The organism is Fibrella arboris (assembly GCF_041321095.1).
Taxonomy (GTDB): Bacteria; Bacteroidota; Bacteroidia; order Cytophagales; family Spirosomataceae; genus Fibrella; species Fibrella arboris.
Map to the genome: position 1 here is coordinate 202360 of NZ_JBGGWE010000003.1, position 20119 is coordinate 222478.

A 20119-nucleotide genomic window follows, 5' to 3' on the forward strand; every position below is an offset into this window, starting at 1 on the left:
AGGCTACGATTAACTCTTCCGCGACTTACCGGCAATGGCGGTAATCGCGGCAACCAGCCGGTCGAGGTCTTTGGGTGAATGATAGACATGGGGCGTTACCCGAACACCGTGGATATTCTCCCAGTCGATGCCGACTGTGTGAATCTTGTATTTGCCCATCAACTGGCTATCCACTTCGGTCGCTTTCAGGCCGTCGATAGAAAATAACCCCACGGCCCCCGCCCACTCGGGCTTGAGCGACGTATGGATTTTCACGCCGGGTACATCCCGAACGCGCTCCATCCAGTAGTTTTTCAGGTAGTGTGCCCGGGCGAACTTCCGGGCCGAGCCAATACCATTATGAAAATCAACGGCGGTACCGATGGCCATTTCTGAGGCAAATGATCGCGTACCCAGGCTCTCGAACTTGCGAATATCAGGGCCATCGGGCTCGTTGTTGGAGAGCAGCGCCCATACGTCCCTGATCCTGTTCTGTTTCACATACAGCATACCGCTACCAAAGGGGGCACCCAGCCATTTATGCAGGCTGGTCGCGTAATAATCACAACCGAGGTCGGGAATGGTAAAATCGAACAGGGCAAACGAGTGAGCACCGTCGGCAATGACCTCGATACCGCGTTTGTGGGCTTCATCGGCGATCTTCCGAACGGGCATTACCTGGCCAATCCAGTTGATCATATGGGTAATGTGTACTACCTTGGTTTTCGACGTAAACGCCTTGACATATTGATCAACCAGCGCCGCCTCATTTTCGCTGGGAAGTTCCAGGTTCAGAAAAACCAGCTTGATGCCGTCCCGTTTTTCGCGCTGTTTCCAGGCGTTGAGCATATTAGGGTAGTCCTGTTTGGTTAGCACCACCTCGTCGCCGGGTTTCAGGTTCAGGCCAAAAATGACGGTGTTCAGTCCTTCGGTGGCATTGCGGTTAATGGCGATTTCTTCCGACGAACAACCAGCCAGATCGGCCAGTTTCTCGCGCAGGGCTTCGCGACCCTGGTCCAGAATGCGCCACATATAGTAGGAGGGTGCTTCATTACTGTATTGATAAAACCGGATGTGGGCATCCTGCACCACTTTGGGCTGCGGGCAAACCCCGCCATTGTTCAGGTTCAATATGTTGGGCGACACCGTATATTCCGCCTTGATACGCGCCCAGAAGTCTTCATCCTGCGCCCATTCCAACGGTGATTTCAGGCCAGCGTCAGGCAGCGAATGACCAATCACTTGGGGCAAAAAAGGTGGCAGTGTAAGCGCCCCCGTAGCGGCGGCGGCTGTTTGGCGAAGAAAATGCCTGCGAGAAGTCATAAGTAGCTGGTTGATGGAGAGGTCATCCGTAAAATAACGGAATAAAATTAGGCAAACAGAAACAACTACTATGAATTTCTTTGGCATCGGCGCCCTATTTTCGTGCCTTACTCAGGTGCTGTTCTTATCAACTGCATCGTGGCCCGAGTTGCTTCGCGCTATAGACCACGATGCAATACACGCAAATTCAGCAGTTTACCCAAATACAACCAATCATCAACAAATCATGCATTATTCACGACGCCGTTTTTTTCGGCAATCGACCCAGCGGGGTGCAGCGGCGCTAACGCTCCCTACCCTTATTCAGGCATTTTCGACCGAAACAGTACAGGCTACAACGCTGGTTGAGTTGGCTATACCGGAACGTATCAAGCCCGACAGCGTGGTACGCTCGTTACCCGAAAACATGGTATGGGGCTACTTCGGAGCCGACGTTGCGCCGGTGAGTCGCATCAAAGACGGAGACATCGTGGAGATACAGACGGTGAATCCATCTGGTGTGAGCCGGACTGATCCAGAGGCGTTTTACAAGGCCAATAACCTACCGATCGATGAGCATGCGAAGGAGGTTATCGCCATCATGAAAACCGTGAAACCAGAGCCATCGGGCATTCGGGGGCATATGCTTACCGGCCCGATCTATATCGAAAACGCACAGCCTGGCGATCATATCGAAATTCGCATGCTCGACCTGACCCTCCCCGCCGATTTTGGTGTAAACAGCGTGTGGCCCGGTGGCGGCGGCATTCCCGACCTGGTAAAGCAGCGCGAGACATTTGTGTACCGGTACGACGCCAAACGCCGCACAGGTACGTTCATCGATGGTGTCGAGATTCCGCTGAAGCCGTTTATGGGCGTTATGGCCCTGTCACCTCCCGCTGAAACAGGGCGCGTCAGTTCCATCCCACCGGGTTTCTTCGGTGGCAATCTCGACATAAAACACCTGACCAAGCATACCACACTACACCTACCCGTATCGGTACCGGGCGGGTTGTTTACTACCGGCGACGGTCACGCCGCCCAGGGCAATGGCGAGGTGAGCGGCGTAGCCATCGAAACGGCAGTGAATCTGACGGCTCAGTTTATTGTGCATAAAAACAGCGCCCTGAAGATGCCGCGTGCCGAAACGCCCACTCACTTCATCGCGGTTGGTCTGGATAAAGATCTGAACAAAGCCATGAAGCAGGCACTTGCTGAGGCGGTTCAGTTTATTCAGACTGATCTAGGATTCACGTTCAATCAGGCGCTTTCGATTGCCAGTACCGGCGTTGATCTCGAAATCAGCCAGGTAGTCGATCAGGTGTTGGGTGTACATGCCATGATTCCGAAGGCACTATTCCCGAAGAAGAAATTTGGGTATTGGTGAGCAGTTGACGCCGAGCCTTGTTAGCATCCCTGTACCGCACATTCTCGCGAAAGGATCAGTTAAGCCGCATTACCGCGTACTATTACCTCATCACCCATGCTTCCCTACTTTCCTTTCGGTCAGCAGTTTAACGACAAAATGGGGACGTACCCCCTGCCCGAAAGCGACCGGCTGATCGACGTAGATGGGCATTACCAAACTGAAATCGCGCTGAAACAGCAGCTACTGACCGAACTACCCGCTTATTATTACCAGATGCTTCCGGGCTACGAAGCGGCGCAATGGGAAGCGGTGGAGTTGGTGCTGAAGCAACTGGTCCGCTGGTATCCTGCTCAGTTTACGATTCGGCAAACCGGCCGACGCTGGCACTGGAACAACCACCTGACCGGCGAAGAAACCGCCTTTACCGCTGGCGATTCAGGTACGTTGCCCATTGCTCCACTCGATTGGGCGGGGCGGCAGGTGCAGGAAGATCTGGTGCTACTGGCTGGCCCGGAGTCGACGCTCGTGGGTGGTCAGCTTTGTTTCGGCAATGGCTGGTGTCTCAACGAAAAAGTGGGGCTCCCCTTCTGGCAAATTCACGCGCCCATTGTCCCCATCGTGGAACCGATGATGCAGGCGGCGCAAAAGCTGATGGCACGCCTGCCGGTTGGTCGGGCGGTGTGGCGACTGAACTGGAGCGTGAAAGTGACCGACCAGCTCGATATGACCAGCCGCCATATACCCGTGCTGGATCAGCTTCTGGCCAACCGGCTCCCCACCCTCACGCCCGATACTCTTGGCGAGCAGCTCTTTATCCGCATTGAACGGCAAACCCTGACGCGGCTGTCCCAGTCGGGGGCTATTCTGTTTGGCATTCACACCTACCAAAATCGACTGGCCAGCGAAGTAGCGGCCCGCCCCGATGCTGCCTCGCGGCTGGCGCAGGTCTTCAGCACCACGCCGCCCGCCATGCTCGCCTACAAAGGCATGACGGCGTTTATGCCACCCCTGTTAACGTACCTGAATCAGCAGGTCAGTCACCGGGAAACCCTCTAAAAGCAGAAGCGTGGGGGTGGTTTCAACACCAGCCCCACGCTTCTGATCTGGCACAACGTCGGCGGGCTGTTACCCTCTTGTCACAGACACGAACTTGCCTTCGCCGTTGAAGATAACCGTGTAGAGCACTTCACCGACCTTAATGACGACCGTGTAGCTCGTTACCCCAGAATCGGTTGATACGATTACGCCCTTCATAAACGTCCAGCCGGGGTACGTTTTGGTCAGGTACTCCCGGCTGGTACCGGGTAAATCAGTCGGTGAGGCCATCGCCCTTTCAACAGGCCGTGGTGTATAGGTGTTCGTCAGCACCTTGCCGTCGGCATCGAAAGTCATTTCGTAGCGTTTCCCGTCTTTATTCACCACCACCGAGAAGATTCGCCTGCCGTCTTTCACCGTGACTGACCCTTTCTCGAAGGTGTAACCCGCCAGAAACGCAATGGCCGCAGCGGGCAAGTCATTGATCGACTTCAGTTCCACCGTTGTTGCCGGGGGTGTGGGAGTCGATGCGCTTGAGCGGAGTACCTTACCGTCGTTGTCGAAGAGCAGTTCGTAGGTCGTTGTGCCTTTCGTGCCATATACGAGGTAGGTTTTCTTTCCGTCTTTATCAACCGTGGCTACGCCTTTGGCGAAGGTGATGCCATTCTCCCTCAGGTACGCACTGGCGGCAGTGGGCAGGTCTTCGGCTTTGGTAATGGGGAAGGTAGTAGGCGTGGGCGCGGTTGGAATGGGCGCGTTGAACGCAAGAATCAAGGCGCCACTGGCATCGAAGATGAGCGTCACTTCTTCCTTTTCATTGCGAACGGCCACTTTGTACGCGCGCTGATTATTATACTGCCCATCGCCAATGGCCACAATTTTGTATCCTGGGTACGTCTTGTCGATGTACGCTTTGGCGGCGGCGGGTAATGTCACCGACTGTGGGCTTGTCAGGCCGTCGCCCTTTCCCAGCGCGTATACTTCCAGAATACTCCCTTTGGCATTGACCGTAGCCTGATGACTAACCGACTGAACGCTGAAATCAGATTCCCACACGTTGCCTTTGTCGATTTCGGTAAAACTCAGGCTGGTGGCCGTTGGATAGGCGATCCGCACCGCCTGAACAACAACAGCTGGCACATCGGGAAATTCGGTGGTCGGCTGTGCCTCCTGCTGGCGGCAGCCGTCCAGGCTCAGCAGCGCAAGCAGGCTGGTAAAGAGTACTACTTGTTTCATGGCTCGTAAGGATTAGTTAGACGTGAATGCGTTGGCTAAAAGGAAATTAGCCGTACAAAGTTGGTAATTATACCCAAACTAACAACGGCTGTTCCACGTCTCCCCGCCGGGTCGTGTGATCCTTCACCAACGGGACCGAGCCAATGCAGGCAACAGACTCAGTGGAACAGAGCTTTCTCCGCTGGTTACGTTTAGGGTTGCCCCTTCCTGGCGAGCAGGATCAGGAAGAATAGGTTCATTCCCCATCCGGTGAGGCGGGTCATCCACATGGCAGCGCGGTAATCAGCGGCGGCCGGGTTTTGCCAGACGCGGTAGGTCAGCGCAGCCAGGTACACGAGGCCCGGTGTGGTCAGCGCAATCATCAGAAAGAAAGGCCAGGTACCCTGATAGAAGATCAGGAAGCAGATGCCCGATGCCAGCAAACAAATCCAGGCATTGATGAACGTACCCCGAACGCCCATCAGCCGGCTGATGGTGAGGTCGCCCCGGCTGGCATCTTCAGCATGCTGGTATACCTGCGTAACCGGGTAAAGTGCCAGAATATTCAGCGTCGAGATCAACGTACCCAGCCCTAAGCCAATCTGGCTCGAGGTAACGAATAACTCCCAAAAGCTCATGTCGTGCATGATCATGTAGGTCATCAGGAAAACGAACCCGCCCTGAAATGTGCTGATCAGCAGCCAGCTGGCAATGGGGCGTTTTTTGATGCGGATGGCCGTATGGCTGTAGCATTTCATGAATGCGCCGTAGACCAGGATAAATACCAGGAGCTGACTGTTGATGAAGGCCCCCGCCAGCAACGCCAGCGCCTCCAGCCCCATGGATACCCAGAACAACGTTTTATCGACGGGCGGCGGGGCTTCGAGGCCGTTTACGCTGCCTTCGTCCTTATCGTAATAACTGTTGAAGGTATTGGCCGCCGGATACACCAGCACGTGAATGATCAGCAGCACCCACACGGCCCGCCACCAGTCGCCGACGCCGGGCAGGAGCGTCATGGCGAACAGGCAAACGGGAAGCAGGTAAACCGAGAAAGGAAGCCGTAAATGAAGCCAGATAGCGCGTAGCGTCATGCTCGTAGAGTCATAATTATGGAGAGAAGAACAACCTTATAGTACAGGGGTAGTTATACTGATTAACATCGTGTCAGTTACAAAGCACGTAGATTGAGGTATCACGCGGTGGACCGCACCAACACTATTCCTAATGAACGTACCTGCCAGTTTCATTACGTCGCTCGGCACTGCCGTACCCGGAAACGCAATTCCGCAAAACCAAATTGCCCGCTTCATGGCAGAGGCGCTGGAAATGGATGAGCGGGACCAACGTCGACTCTCAGCCCTGTACCGCCAGACCCGCATTGATCAGCGGCATTCGGTACTGCCCGACTACAGCCGTTCGCGGGGTGAATATACGTTCTACCCTAACACCGAGGGGCTCGAACCCTTTCCAACGGTTGGGCAACGTATGAAAATGTATCAACAGGAGGCCGTTCCGCTGGCGTTGCAAGCCATAGACGATTGCCTGGCCAACTATCCAGGCTTTGACAAACAGGGCATTACACACATCGTCACTGTCAGTTGCACCGGCCTGTATGCACCCGGCCCCGACATTGAACTCATTGAAGCCATGGGCTTACCGGGCACGACACAGCGCATGGCCATTAACTTCATGGGTTGCTATGGTGCCTTCAATGGCATAAAAGCCGCCGATGCCATCGTCCGCTCAACGCCCGACGCCGTGGTGCTGGTGGTCTGCGTGGAACTGTGTACGCTTCATTTCCAGAAGAAAAACGACCTCGATAACCTGCTGTCGAATGCCCTTTTCTCCGACGGTGCCGCCGCCGTTCTTGTGGAAGGCAAAGCCCGTGTCGATCGGTCGTTGCGGCTCCGGTCGTTCTATTGCGATCTGCTTCCCGCCGGTAAAGAAGCCATGGCCTGGCACGTGACCGACTACGGGTTTGAAATGACCCTGACATCGGAAGTACCTTCGTTCATTCAGCAGGGAATTGGCCAGATGCTCTCGCGATTGCTCGAACGCAGTGGCCTTACCATCGGCGATATTGGCACGTATGCGCTCCACCCCGGCGGCCGACGAATTCTGGAAGTAATCGAAGGGCAGTTGGGCCTCGACCAGACCGACAATCGCTATGCGTATCAGGTACTGAAAGAGTTTGGCAACATGTCGTCGGCCACGGTGCTGTTTGTGTTGAAAGCGATCTGGAACGACCTGGACAACGCTGCCAACGACCCCGATAAAAACAGCGACGGCTCGTTCAACATCCTCAGCTGCGCCTTTGGCCCCGGCCTCACCCTCGAATCCATGATTCTGGAAGCGAACTACACGCCAACCGCCGAAGCTGAAGAGACATCACATGCCGACCTGATCACGGTGTAGGTACGTTGCCTGTTTCGAAGAGTGATGAGCGTCTCGCCTAAAGAACTGTTACTTGGCTATATCTCAGCTATAGCCCCACTGTCCACAGCTATCCTTGCCGATGTAGAACAGGCCATTACCGTGCAGGACATACCTAAAGGAACCATGCTACTTGAGGCTGATCGGGTCTGTCAGCATGTATGGTTTATTGCCGACGGAACTGCTCGCGCTTTTTACTACAAGGACGGGAAAGAGGCAACGGCCTGGTTTATGGGGCAGCACGATTTCATCATTTCAGTACGCAGTTTCATTGAGCAGAAACCCAGCTACGAATACATTCAGGCCCTGACCGCCTGCACGCTGGTCCGTGTTTCGTACAACCAGCTTCAGCAGTTGTATCAGAAACACCCCTCGTTCAACTCCGTGGGGCGGCAGCTCGTTGAACAATACTATGCCCTGAGCGAAGAACGTCTGTTTCAGCTACGCATGAACACCGCCGCTGAACGCTATGATCTGCTCCTGGCAACGCACCCAGCCATTTTCAAACAGGCTTCCTTAAAACAGATTGCCTCCTACATCGGCGTGACGCCCGAAACCGTCAGCCGACTGCGTAGACGGAGATAGCTGGGTACGTTCTTGATACATGTCAAGAGAAACAAGCTCACGAGTCGCTTGTTTTGTCTCGTTCAAAAACTCAAACGAACCATGACAAAACTAACGTTACAACTCGCATTGGCCTTATTTGGCTTGCTTTTCTTCTTTTCCTGTGAACGCGAATCTGTTACAGACAAGCCCGACCCAGCCTTTGCTGCAATCACCGACAAAACAGTTTTAGCAGCCAAAAAATGGCATGACGCCCGACAGACAGGAACAACAGCGCGGCTTGGTGGTACTGATGATACAGAGAAAACACCCAACTGGTTAAAAGCCATAAGCTACACTGTTGGGACCGAAACAATCGTTGAGCTTCCGATAGCCTACAAAAAGCCACAGGGTATGACCATAGCTAGAGGCGGAGGCGATAAAAAGCCGGGAGAAGCCTATCAGCGTCTTGTCAAAGAAGACATCTCTGTAGTCAGCAAATATGTAGTGGTCAAAGACGCAGATGGTCATTACAAGGCACTTGTGATGAAGGTGGTGGGGTCAATGCTATTCTATGCTTCACACAAACAGGACGAGCTGAAGACAAGCAGCTACAAATCTGTACCAACAGATTTCAGCGGCTACGTCTTGTTTTACGATTGGAATGAGACTATGCTTTATGGATATCGGTATCAGGTCGGGCAGCTTATCGGCACCTGTTCACCAGGCACGAAACCCAACGGCAGATTAGTGACGTGTAATACAACCCCCGTTGACCATTACTCACAAGCCTGCACGGAAGGATATGGTTGTGGTCCGTTAATTTATACCTATACCGACTATGTTACTACCTGTTATGATTCAGGAAACGGTGGAGGAGCAGGTCCAGGCGGAACGACAGGCGGTGGAGGTGGAGGTTCTACAGGAGGAGGTCAAGCCGTTACAGACGCAAACGGTAACTACTACATTCCTAATTATTACAACCCACCGGTTGTTGATGTGAAGAAGCTCATGGATTGCTTTGGCGAGAATATAACAACAGCCACAAACTATAACTACACTATCACAGTGTATGTGCAGGAACCGTTGTCAGGCGGGGGTGGGTCTTCTTACGGTTTTAATCATGGACCAGGACACGTCTTTATAGGCCTGACAAGAGTGAGTAATACAAACCCATCGGATCGAATAAATCAAGTGTTTGGCTTTTATCCAAATACACCTACACTTTCTCCAGCAATCTGGGTTGTGGGCCAGTATAAAGACAATGGAATAGACACACCTTATACTGTCAAAAAACTTTTCAGGTGAGTGCTTATCAATTTGCAGGGGCGGTATACAGTATAAAGTTTTCAGACCCCTTAATGTACAAATTAGGCGAATTTAATTGTGCTGGCTACGTGATAAGCCTGTGTGAGGCGGCCGAAATTAATATACCTGAAAACAAAGTAATGACAGGTGTTGGAACAACTTATACTCCAGGAAGACTTGGGGCGGATCTGAGAGAAAGAGCAGGTAGTGATCCTTCTATAACAGTCATACCGGCCTCAAACAGGGCTTATTCAGAAAAAAGCAAAGGAGAATGTAACTAAAATTACCAATAAAGCGATATTTTTATTTGATTTTCTCTATCGTAATCAATGAGTTAAAAGCTGTTTGAGCTAGCTGGGCTATCGCATTGCGACCAAATGGTTGTAGCCGGAAGGTTTACCGAAGTAGCTTCCGTCACGCAGCGACCCAACAACGCGTTAATTTATACTGCTACGCGAAGATTGGAACAGTTAAAAACAGCTTGTCATCTTTCTACATTCTTGTCTTTATAAGTTAGATTGACTTACAGCCATGAAAAAATCAAAAGTTATCAACGGCATTCGGCTTCTATTTTGGGTAATTCTCATCGTCAATCTACCACCAGTTTGTAATGTTATACAGCTGTTTGGCAATGAATATGGGTACATCACAAAACAAGGTCGGCAGTTTGAAGAAAACCAATTTGCAGCGAATCGGTATGAAGAAGTATTTGTGGCTTATATAGTAACTGGTCAAGAACCAGGCTATGAAAACGACGCACCTTTGTACCGGACTGAGCCTATTAATCCGCTTCGGTTCTGGCGATGGTATGATTATGCCGTTCATCCCCGCTGGCGGTTGCCTTATAATGACCAACCTGACACACTTAAGAAAGGGCCGGTCAACGTCAATCCGGAAAAGCTCAGGCTCTGGAAAAGGATTCACGAAATAGACGGCTACTGACATACTAATGGTATCATCAGGCTAAACGCATTTTAATGTTGCATTTAGCCTGATGATACAACAGATTGCCTCCTACATCGGCGTTACCCCCGAAACCGTCAGCCGATTGCGCAAACGGAAATAGCCGGGTACGTTCTTGATATATGTCAAGAGAAACGTAGGGTTCATATTCGTGCTTTGTCTGGTTCGTTTAAACAGACAGAGGTATGATGCACCCAGCCACCAAGACCAAACTCAAGCCAGTATTCAGCGCCATGGGCTGGCTCATTCTGATCGTCAACACATATCCTGTTGGTAACATCATACTCCTGTTTGGCAACGAGTTTGATTATGTCACGAAACAAGGGAGATGGTCGTATGAAGATCAATTCAAGGGCCAGCGCTACGAATATATGTATGGTGGTTATTGGCAGGATTTAACAGAACTCGGCTACGAACAGGATGGGCCCCTTTACCGGACAACGCCTATCAATCTGCTCAAATTTTGGCGCTGGACGGATTATGCCATCCATCCGCGCTGGCGATTACCGTACAACGACCAGCCCGACACACTCAGAAAAGGGCCTGTACATCCCAATCCTGAGAAGGTAAAGCTCTGGAATCGGATTCAGCAGATCGACGCGCGTTGTAACTTGCCGAGCAACTTCCCATCAATATGCGCCGGTTTATCCTTATACACGGTAACCTCAACGTGCCCGCTACGTTCGACGCACTAGTGCCGCTGTTGCCAACGGGTCAGGTACGTTGCATTGATCTGGCAGATACCTTCAACGCCTGGGATGTCACGATGCCGGTAACAGCCCGAACCGTTGCCGAACACGTGGCACGTACCTATCAGATTGGTACCAGTGATGTTCTGATTGGCCATTCAATGGGCGGCTGGCTGGCGGCGAACATCAAAGCGTTGACCGGTGCTCAAACTATTCAGATCAGTTCGTGGACCAACCCAGGCAAGATCAAAGCACCCATCCGCAACCTTAGTCTGATCCGGAGAATCGTCAGCAGCGGCATCGTTCAACACTGGCTGACTATTCAAGTCGCCAAGCGGCTGTATCCATTCCGGCGCTCCCGCGCTCGGGTACACGCGACACTCGACCGGATTCAGGCGTTTAATCCGGCCTACATATACTGGCAGTACGAACTTATTTTTCGGAACGTGCCCACACTCACGACCCTGCCCGACTTACGCATTCACGCACGCCGCGACCCGGTTATCAGCCCACCCGATGAGCCGTTTGTCGACGTACCCGGCTTCCACATGCCGCATGTCGATAATGTAGTTGCTGTAGCCAGGGCTATTCGTACATTTCTCCACTAGTTGTCTCATCGACAGTTACTTACGGCGACAGGCCTGCATTTGGTCATTCGGCTCCAGCCAGCTATGCAGCTACTTTAGCCTATGCCGTCGCAATCCGAAACCGATAAATTTTAGCTATAGCATCATAGAAATTATAGATAAGGATTATACAAAACCTTCTTGTACGTTTGTTTCCGTTAACCGTTAAAACTACCAACATGCACAACCACAAGCCCTCAGCTACTTCAGGAGATGACTCTATCCTGGACCATGTGAATCCCGATAGCAGTGACGTCGCCAAATGTCCATTTATCAATGGTACGTTAAAGCAAAGCGCAGGCAGCGGTACCCGCAACCGCGACTGGTGGCCCAATCAGCTTAAACTGAATATACTCCGGCAGTATTCATCGCTCTCCAATCCAATGGGTGAGTCGTTCAACTACGCTGACGCATTCCAAAGCCTTGATCTGGCTGCGGTGAAGAAAGACATTTTTGAGTTGATGACCACGTCGCAAGACTGGTGGCCTGCCGACTTTGGGCATTACGGTCCGTTCTTCATTCGCATGGCGTGGCATAGCGCCGGCACCTACCGTATTCAGGATGGCCGGGGTGGTGCAGGCTTTGGCACACAGCGGTTTGCGCCGCTCAACAGCTGGCCCGACAATGCCAACCTCGATAAGGCTCGCCTGTTGCTCTGGCCTATCAAACAGAAATATGGCCAGAAACTGTCATGGGCCGATTTGATGATCCTGACCGGCAACTGCGCACTGGAGTCGATGGGCTTTAAAACATTTGGCTTTGCTGGTGGCCGGGCCGATGTATGGGAACCGGCCGAAGATATTTACTGGGGTTCTGAAACGGCCTGGTTGGGCGACAACCGCTATACAGGTGACCGTGAACTGGAGAATCCGCTGGCGGCTGTTCAGATGGGGTTGATCTACGTGAACCCGGAAGGCCCGAATGGTGAACCGAATCCGCTGGCATCGGCCCGTGACATTCGCGAAACCTTTGGCCGTATGGCTATGAACGACGAAGAAACCGTAGCCCTGATTGCGGGTGGTCACTCCTTCGGCAAAACCCACGGCGCGGCCGATCCTGGCAAATATGTTGGCAAAGAACCGGCTGGCGCGGGCATAGAAGAGCAGGGACTGGGCTGGAAAAACACGTATGGCACCGGTAATGCAGGCGACACCATCACCAGTGGCCTCGAAGTAACCTGGACCACTACGCCAACGCAATGGAGCAATAACTACTTCGAAAACCTGTTTGGCTACGAGTGGGAGTTGACTAAAAGCCCCGCTGGTGCTCATCAATGGAAGCCCAAAGGTGAAGCTGGTGCCGGTACGGTACCCGATGCCCACGACCCATCGAAGCGCCATGCTCCGACGATGCTGACAACCGACATCGCCCTGCGCACGGACCCCGCCTATGAAAAAATATCGCGTCGTTTCCTGGAAAATCCTGATCAGTTCGCCGATGCGTTCGCGCGGGCCTGGTTCAAGCTGACGCACCGCGACATGGGGCCACGCGCCCGCTACCTGGGTCCTGAAGTTCCCGCCGAAGTGCTGATCTGGCAAGATCCAATTCCGGCGGCTACGTATGAGCAGATCGACGAGCAGGATATTGCCAACCTGAAAGCCAACATACTGGCGTCGGGTCTGTCAGTTTCTCAATTGGTATCCACGGCCTGGGCATCGGCCTCCACGTTCCGGGGTTCCGACAAACGGGGTGGTGCCAATGGTGCACGGCTACGTCTGGTACCGCAGAAATACTGGGCCGTTAACAACCCAACCCAACTGGCAACCGTGCTAGGTACGTTGGAAAGCATTCAGGAAGAGTTTAACAGCACGCAGACTGGCAACAAACGCGTGTCGCTGGCCGACCTGATCGTATTGGCAGGCGGTGCGGGTGTTGAAAAAGCAGCCAACGATGCCGGCCACCCGGTGACAGTACCGTTTACGCCCGGCCGCACTGATGCGTCGCAGGAAGAAACGGATGTGGACTCATTTGCCGCCCTCGAGCCTGCTGCCGATGGGTTCCGCAACTACCTGAAAAACAAACACACCGAAAAAGCCGAGGCCCTACTGATCGACAAAGCGCAACTGCTGAACCTGACTGCCCCTGAAATGACGGTGCTCATTGGCGGCATGCGGGTACTGAACAGTAACTTCGACCAGTCGAAGCACGGTGTGTTCACCACCCGGCCGGAAACGCTCACGACCGATTTCTTTGTGAACCTGCTCGATATGGGCACCACCTGGCGCGCCACATCAGACACGCAGCATGTGTTTGAGGGTCGCAACCGGCAAACAGGTGAAGTTAAGTGGACTGGCACTCGCGTTGACCTCATCTTTGGGTCAAACTCAGAGCTACGGGCTATCGCCGAAGTGTATGCCTGCCAAGACGGCCAGGAGAAATTCGTGAACGATTTCGTAGCAGCCTGGACCAAAGTAATGAACCTCGACCGGTTCGACCTCGTCTAGTAACGGGCTGTTTCTATAACGTAAAAAGGTGGTCTGTAACGGACCACCTTTTTACGTTATAGAAACAGCCTAAACCTAGGTTAGATTATTTCAGCACCTTCCAGTCAATGAGACCCCAGCGGGTGAGGCGGTACATAAGCGATACTTTCAACACGCCGAGGCCATAGATGGAGCTACGCTTGAAGTTGATGGATGACGCCTCTTCGAAGTATTTCGTGGGGCAGGTCACTTCGGCAATGTCGAAGCCTTTATAGAAGATCTGCGCGATCATCTCGTTGTCAAAGATAAAGTCATCGTCGTTGTGGGTAAAATCGAGCGCGCGCAGCACTTCGCCAGAGAACGCCCGGTAACCGGTATGGTATTCCGACAGTTTCTGGTTCATCAAGATGTTCTGCGTCAGGGTCAGAAAGCGGTTGGCGACATACTTGTACATGGGCATTCCGCCTTTCAGCGCCCCTTTACCGAGAATCCGTGAGGCAAACACAACCGGGTACAAGCCATTGCCAATGATTGAGATCATGGCCGTGAGCAACAGCGGCGTGTACTGGTAATCGGGGTGAAGCATGATCACAATATCGCCGCCAATCTCCAGCGCCTTGCTGTAGCAGGTTTTCTGGTTGCCACCGTAGCCTTTGTTCACGTCGTGCCGGATCACGTGGCGAATTCCCAGACTTTGGGCCACTTCCACCGTGTTATCGGGGCTATGGTCATCAACAAGAATCACATCATCGACCAGATCGAAGGGAATTTCGCGGTAGGTACGTTCAAGGGTCAGGGCGGCGCGATAGGCTGGCATCACGACCACTACTTTTTTACCATTATACATGAGTACAAACTTACGTAAGCCAACTGGCAACTGCGAATTTCGTGCCATCGGTTCCAGCTGTATCGCCGATATTGCAGCCTGATTTGTGAGTAAGCGTCAACTTTTCTAAACGAGGCGCGTTATTCCAGCAGTTATCCCTAGTTTATGTTCACCAGCGAATCGTTATTTTTTCTCGGCTTTGCCGTCTTTGTTCTTTTTGTCATGTCGCTCGATCTGGGCGTCTTTTCGTCGAAAAAAGCGCGCCAGAGCCATGTGGTCGGATTTAAGGAAGCGGCCACCTGGAGTGCCATCTGGGTAGCTCTCTCTATCCTCTTTTATTTTTTCCTGCGCAATTTTGGGCACCTCGTACATGGTATCAACGACATGGCGAAGCTACAGGAGGTACGTGATCGCTACGCCGATCATGTGCAGCTGACGGGTAGGTCGTTTGCCGAAAACCTGACTATCTTCCAGAAGAACATGTCGCTCGAATACATCACGGGCTATCTGGTCGAGTATTCGCTGTCGGCCGATAATATTTTCGTTTTCATCCTGATTTTCAGCTCGTTCGGCGTTCGTGATCGGTACTACAAGAAGATCCTGGTCTGGGGGATCTTAGGGGCCATCATTCTGCGCTTCGGATTTATCTTCCTGGGATCGGCCCTGCTCCAACGCTTCGACTGGATCATGTATGTGTTCGGCGCATTTCTGGTCTACACGGGTGTGAGCCTGTTCTTTCAGGGCGATGACGATGAACAGATCGACACCAAGAACCACCCCGTTGTGCGGTTCGTCTCCAAATACATGAACGTGTACAAGCGAAACGTGACCGATAATTTCTTCATTCGCCGTAAGCACGATAACAAGCTGTTTGTCACGCCGTTGTTTATCGTGGTTATCGTGGTCGCCTTCACCGATCTGGTCTTCGCGGTCGACTCCATCCCGGCTATTTTTTCAATTACCAAAGACCCGTACATCGTCTTTTTCTCGAACGTGTTCGCCATCATGGGCCTGCGGTCGATGTTTTTCTTCCTGTCGAGCATTATGAGCCAGTTCCGTTTCCTGAAAGTGGGGCTAGCCGTGCTGTTGACATTCATTGGCCTGAAAATGTTGTTTGAAGCACCACTCGAACACATGGGCTTTAAGCCAGCCTATTCGCTCTACGTGATCATTGGTATTCTGGCAACCAGCATTATCGCCTCGTACCTGATTCCCGAGAGGAAAGAAGCCGAGGCGTAGCGTTAAACGGGAAGCCGTAGCGGCGGACCGTGCAGACTGGGCGGAGGTAGTGGAGCTAGTCAGATTTTATGTAAAAAAGATCTGCACGCACTCGCTAAATCCGCCCAATCTGCGTTCTATTAGTTCCGTAAACGTCTATGCAATTTTCTGCCACCGTTCTTAAAACGTACCGCCGTCGACTCACGAACCTGAGCAGCCGTAACCGGTCGCTGTTACTCAGCAGCCTGCCTGTTGATCAGTTCGTGGATTTGCACGACGCCGATTACCGCCTCAACAAACCCTCCTTTGAGCTGGTTGTCGGGCTCGTAGCCCGTAAGCATCACCTAGCGCTCTGCGCTGTAACCGACCCGCGCGACGAGCGGACGAACACGCTTAGCAAACGCCTGCGCCGGTTATCGCGAACCGAGCGGTTCATTGAAGAAGAACGGGGCACCGAAGATTTATACGTTGGCTGGCCTTTCGTGCGTGGTCGGTTCAACGACGGCACCCCTGTACACGGCCCGCTCCTTTTCTTTCCGGTACACCTCACCACCGAAGGGAACGAATGGCGGCTGGAACGCCGGGGCGACGTACCTGTGCAGTTCAACCAGTCGATGGGGCTGGCCTACAGCTATTTCAACGGGATCAAACTAGGCGACGAATGGCTCGACCCGGATATCGACAGCTTCGATAAAGACCCGCTCACTTTCCGGATGCAGCTCTACGACTGGCTGAAAAGCAGTCCGTTCGAGATAAATTTCAACACGCAGAACTTTACCAATCTGCTGTTGCCCTTCGACAAACAGTCGGCCAAATCGCTCACCGACCTGGAGGGCGTTGGCGAGTTGAAGCTGATTCCCGAAGCGGTACTGGGCATTTTTCCGCAGGCCGGTTCCTTTCTGGTACCCGATTATGATAAATTGTTGGAAGGAAAGGAGGAAGGGGAGGATGGGAGGAAAGGAGGATGGGAGGAAGGGGGGGCTGACGCGTCCTTTTATCCATCCTCCTTTCCTTCCCCTTCTCCCCTTTCCTCCCCTTCTCCCCTCTCCTCCCTTTCCTCCTTTCCTCCTTTCCCCCCTTCCTCCCCTTCCTCCCCTCTCAAAGAATCATCCTTACTACTTCCTTTGCCGGTCGATGCGTCGCAGGAAGCAGCCGTGCGGGCCGTGAAAGCGGGTCATTCGCTGGTGGTACAGGGCCCACCGGGGACAGGTAAATCGCAGTTGATTGCCAACCTCATGGCCGATGCCGCCGCCCAGGGCAAGCGCGTGTTGTTGGTTTGCCAGAAACGCGCCGCCCTCGATGTGGTGCATCAGCGGCTTAAGCAGGTAGGCATGGAATCGTTTGCTGCCCTGGTGCATGATTTCCAGGATGACAGAAAGCCCCTCTATGCACAACTAGCAGCACAAATTGATGCCATAGACAGCTACCGACAACAAAACAACGGCCTCGACGCAGTACTCCTTGAACGCGAATTCGACGTTGAAAGTCGCCGGATTGATGCGCTGGTCGGGGAGCTACAGACGTTCAAGAATGCCCTGTTCGACACGACGATTTGTGGCGTATCGGTGAAGGAGTTGTACCTCAACAGCAGGCCCCATAATTCGTCGGACCCCGGTGGGCCAGCCAGCTCAACATGCACAGACATTTACCGCGACTTCCGGCTCGATGCGGTAGGTACGTTCCGCGAACAGTTGGCTAATTATCTGGCTTATCGCGAACGCATCGGCAGCGATCATCCGTTTGCCGACCGGGTAAGCTTCGCTGCTTTCACAGGGCAGGACCTGGCAGGCATCCGCGACGCCATCCAGGACGTGGCTGGCGAATGGCCAGGACTGGCCGATCGGGCCAACGCCTTGCTTGGTCTGGCGCTTTCCTGGCCAGCGTTGACAGTACAGCTGGCCCCTAAACGAACGGAACTGGACGCGCTGGCTCAAACCGTTGCCGATCCGCTGGTGTGGGCCGTACTCAGCCGGATAGCAGCAGGCTCCTTGCCCGAGAATGCCGTTGCAACGCTGGCCAAAGATCAGGCCGAGCTGGCGCAGATCGACGCGCGTGGCATTCTACAGACAGACAACACCCACGGCCTGACAGATCGGCTCCGGCAGGGTGTTGCCGCCCGACAGTCGATCTTCAGCTGGTTGTTTTACAAAGACAAAGCTTATTTAACCACGCTGGCACAGGCGCATACTCTAGGTACGTCGCTGGCCGATCTACAGCAACTTGAAAGCCGGTGGGTGAATCGCCAGTCGTGGGAGGCGCGGGCCGAAGAAACCGGGCAGCAGTTTGCGGGCATCTCCATCGTGAGCACAACCCCTGTGCAGACGCAGCAGGCCCTTCAAACGCTGGCAACGGCAGTCTCGCAGGCAGAAACGGTATGGCTTGCCCTGGGCGATTCATTTCAGCCGTTGCGTCAGTTCATTACCATCGATGCCTCGGGTTCTGCATTTGGGCAACGGCTCATGGACGTTCGTTTTCTGCTTGCCGACGTGATAGCCCGGCAAATTCGCTGGCAAACGTACCTGACAGCCAGCCAGTTGCTTTCCCTGACGATCGATCCCAACGGCCAGGCAGCTACCCTGCAAGCGGCCTTAGGCCGGGATGCCGACAACCTGATCGAGATGGATCGGTTGTGGGTATCGTTCACGGCAGCCGAGCGGAAAGCAGCCGAACGCGTCACGAACGTACCTGACTTCGATAACGCCCTGCGCCTCGCCTGGATCGACGAGATCGAGCGGCAACACCCTGAACTTCGGAGTGTATCGTCGCTAAAAATGGGGCAGCATGAGACGGCCCTCCAGCAAAGTATCCGGCAGAAACAGGCCCTCACGCAGGCTATTCTGGGCCTGAAGCTGCGCGAGCAGACGTATCAGGCGCTGGTCGTCAACCGGCTCAATAACCTGGTCAGCTACCGCGAGTTACGGCACCAGGTAACGAAGAAAAGAAGCATCTGGCCCATTCGGAAGCTGATGGAACACCATGCCGACGAAGTATTCCGGCTTGTTCCCTGCTGGATGGCCTCACCTGAATCGGTGTCGACGCTGTTCCCGATGCAGGAGGGTTTGTTCGATCTGGTTATCTTCGATGAAGCGTCGCAGTGTTTTGCCGAAAATGGCTTACCTGCCATGTTGCGCGGTCAGCAAGTCGTTGTAACCGGCGACAGTAAACAACTTCGCCCCAGTGACCTTTACCGCGCCCGTTTCGACACCGACGACGATACACCGGATTCGGACGTCAACGAAACGATCATGCTGGAAGTGGAATCACTGCTCGATCTGGCAGCGCAATACCTGCCCCAAGTGTCGCTGACAGGCCATTACCGCAGCCGGAGCCTTGATCTGATCGCGTTCTCGAACGACTATTTTTACAATAATACGCTCACGCTCCTCCCCGACTTTACGGAAATCAACAACCCCGAGCCAGGCATCCGGTACATGAACGTGAAGGGGAAATGGATCAACAACACCAATCCAGTCGAAGCGGAGGCTGTTCTTTCGTTGATCGATCAGCTACAAACCGACCTTCCCGACCGGTCCATTGGCGTCGTAACCTTCAATTTTCAACAACAGCAACTGATTCAGGACCTACTGGAAACAACCTTGCCGCGCGCTGGCGTCCGGTTCGTCAAGAATATCGAGAACGTGCAGGGCGATGAGTGCGATGTGATCATTTTCTCGGTGGGGTATGCACCCGACGAACGGGGTAAGGTATCGGCGCAGTTTGGCAGCCTCAACATGACGGGGGGCGAAAACCGGTTGAACGTAGCCGTAACCCGGGCGCGGGAACGTACCTATCTGATTACGAGTGTATATCCCGATCAGTTGTCTGTTGAGAATACCGCCAATGAAGGCCCCAAAGTATTGAAAGCGTACCTGAATTACGCTCTTGACGTAGCCCAGGGCCATTTCAAACCACAACCCCGAGCCGTAGTTGGCATACAGGCGGGTGGGCTGCTAAAGAACGTCCTGTCGGCAACCCACCCCGATTGGCGACCCGAACTACCCTTTGCCGACCTGACCATTCGCAAAGAAGCAACGTACCTGGGCCTGATCTTGACCGACGATGATCAATATTTCCAGCAAACGCCCAAAGAAGCCCACGCTTACCGTCCTTTCGCCCTGGCTGATCGCCACTGGCCATTCCAGCGAAAGTGGAGTCGCGAAATCTGGCGTGAAGCAGGACAATAGCGT

16 protein-coding genes are annotated in these 20119 nt (G+C 53.4%); 12 read left to right on the plus strand and 4 right to left on the minus strand.

Translation table 11 applies throughout. From position 1 onward, the window contains the following. Positions 1–9 precede the first annotated feature (9 nt). Positions 10–1302 (minus strand): aminotransferase class V-fold PLP-dependent enzyme, encoded by a 1293-nt coding sequence (locus tag ACAW75_RS05965; protein ID WP_370727773.1) that lies wholly within the window; start codon positions 1300–1302, stop codon positions 10–12. Positions 1303–1528: 226 nt separating this feature from the next. Between ACAW75_RS05965 and ACAW75_RS05970 the strand changes: the two genes are divergently transcribed. Further along, complete coding sequence (locus ACAW75_RS05970) at positions 1529–2668, plus strand: acetamidase/formamidase family protein (protein ID WP_370727774.1); 1140 nt, start codon at positions 1529–1531, stop codon at positions 2666–2668. 96 nt (positions 2669–2764) lie between these two features. Further along, positions 2765–3706, plus strand: a complete 942-nt coding sequence (locus ACAW75_RS05975; RefSeq protein WP_370727775.1) for a heme-dependent oxidative N-demethylase family protein — start codon at positions 2765–2767, stop codon at positions 3704–3706. 69 nt (positions 3707–3775) lie between these two features. Here ACAW75_RS05975 and ACAW75_RS05980 read toward each other — a convergent pair whose 3' ends face one another. After that, positions 3776–4921 carry a PepSY-like domain-containing protein gene (locus ACAW75_RS05980; protein ID WP_370727776.1) on the minus strand — a complete coding sequence of 382 codons (1146 nt, stop codon included), beginning with the start codon at positions 4919–4921 and terminating at the stop codon, positions 3776–3778. Positions 4922–5112: 191 nt separating this feature from the next. Further along, a complete protein-coding gene (locus ACAW75_RS05985; protein ID WP_370727777.1) occupies positions 5113–5994 on the minus strand; it encodes a UbiA family prenyltransferase in 882 nt (293 codons plus the stop codon). Positions 5995–6127: 133 nt separating this feature from the next. Between ACAW75_RS05985 and ACAW75_RS05990 the strand changes: the two genes are divergently transcribed. The 8 genes from ACAW75_RS05990 (at position 6128) to katG (ending at position 13909) form a co-directional block, all read left to right on the plus strand. Further along, entirely contained in the window at positions 6128–7318 is a 1191-nt protein-coding gene (locus ACAW75_RS05990; RefSeq protein WP_370727778.1) for a type III polyketide synthase, read from the plus strand. 24 nt (positions 7319–7342) lie between these two features. Further along, positions 7343–7921, plus strand: coding sequence for a Crp/Fnr family transcriptional regulator (locus ACAW75_RS05995; protein ID WP_370727779.1), 579 nt, complete (start codon positions 7343–7345; stop codon positions 7919–7921). An 81-nt stretch (positions 7922–8002) separates the two neighbouring features. Further along, entirely contained in the window at positions 8003–9187 is a 1185-nt protein-coding gene (locus tag ACAW75_RS06000) for a hypothetical protein (RefSeq protein WP_370727780.1), read from the plus strand. 531 nt (positions 9188–9718) lie between these two features. Beyond that, on the plus strand, positions 9719–10129 hold the full coding sequence (locus ACAW75_RS06005) for a hypothetical protein (RefSeq protein ID WP_370727781.1): 411 nt from the start codon (positions 9719–9721) through the stop codon (positions 10127–10129). Positions 10130–10181: 52 nt separating this feature from the next. Beyond that, entirely contained in the window at positions 10182–10253 is a 72-nt protein-coding gene (locus ACAW75_RS06010) for a hypothetical protein (RefSeq protein ID WP_370728088.1), read from the plus strand. Positions 10254–10335: 82 nt separating this feature from the next. Continuing rightward, positions 10336–10845, plus strand: coding sequence for a hypothetical protein (locus ACAW75_RS06015; protein ID WP_370727782.1), 510 nt, complete (start codon positions 10336–10338; stop codon positions 10843–10845). After that, positions 10785–11447: an alpha/beta fold hydrolase gene (locus tag ACAW75_RS06020; protein WP_370727783.1), complete on the plus strand. Its 663-nt coding sequence runs from the start codon at positions 10785–10787 to the stop codon at positions 11445–11447. The genes ACAW75_RS06015 and ACAW75_RS06020 overlap by 61 nt, the downstream gene beginning before the upstream one ends. A gap of 197 nt (positions 11448–11644) precedes the next feature. Beyond that, a complete protein-coding gene (gene katG, locus ACAW75_RS06025; protein ID WP_370727784.1) occupies positions 11645–13909 on the plus strand; it encodes a catalase/peroxidase HPI in 2265 nt (754 codons plus the stop codon). An 85-nt stretch (positions 13910–13994) separates the two neighbouring features. Here the strand turns inward: katG and ACAW75_RS06030 are convergent, their stop codons facing one another. Next, a complete protein-coding gene (locus ACAW75_RS06030) occupies positions 13995–14735 on the minus strand; it encodes a glycosyltransferase family 2 protein (protein ID WP_370728089.1) in 741 nt (246 codons plus the stop codon). Between the two features lie 144 nt (positions 14736–14879). Between ACAW75_RS06030 and ACAW75_RS06035 the strand changes: the two genes are divergently transcribed. Next, positions 14880–15953 (plus strand): TerC/Alx family metal homeostasis membrane protein, encoded by a 1074-nt coding sequence (locus ACAW75_RS06035; RefSeq protein ID WP_370727785.1) that lies wholly within the window; start codon positions 14880–14882, stop codon positions 15951–15953. A 137-nt stretch (positions 15954–16090) separates the two neighbouring features. Beyond that, positions 16091–20116, plus strand: a complete 4026-nt coding sequence (locus tag ACAW75_RS06040) for an AAA domain-containing protein (RefSeq protein ID WP_370727786.1) — start codon at positions 16091–16093, stop codon at positions 20114–20116. The last annotated feature ends 3 nt before the right edge of the window (positions 20117–20119 follow it).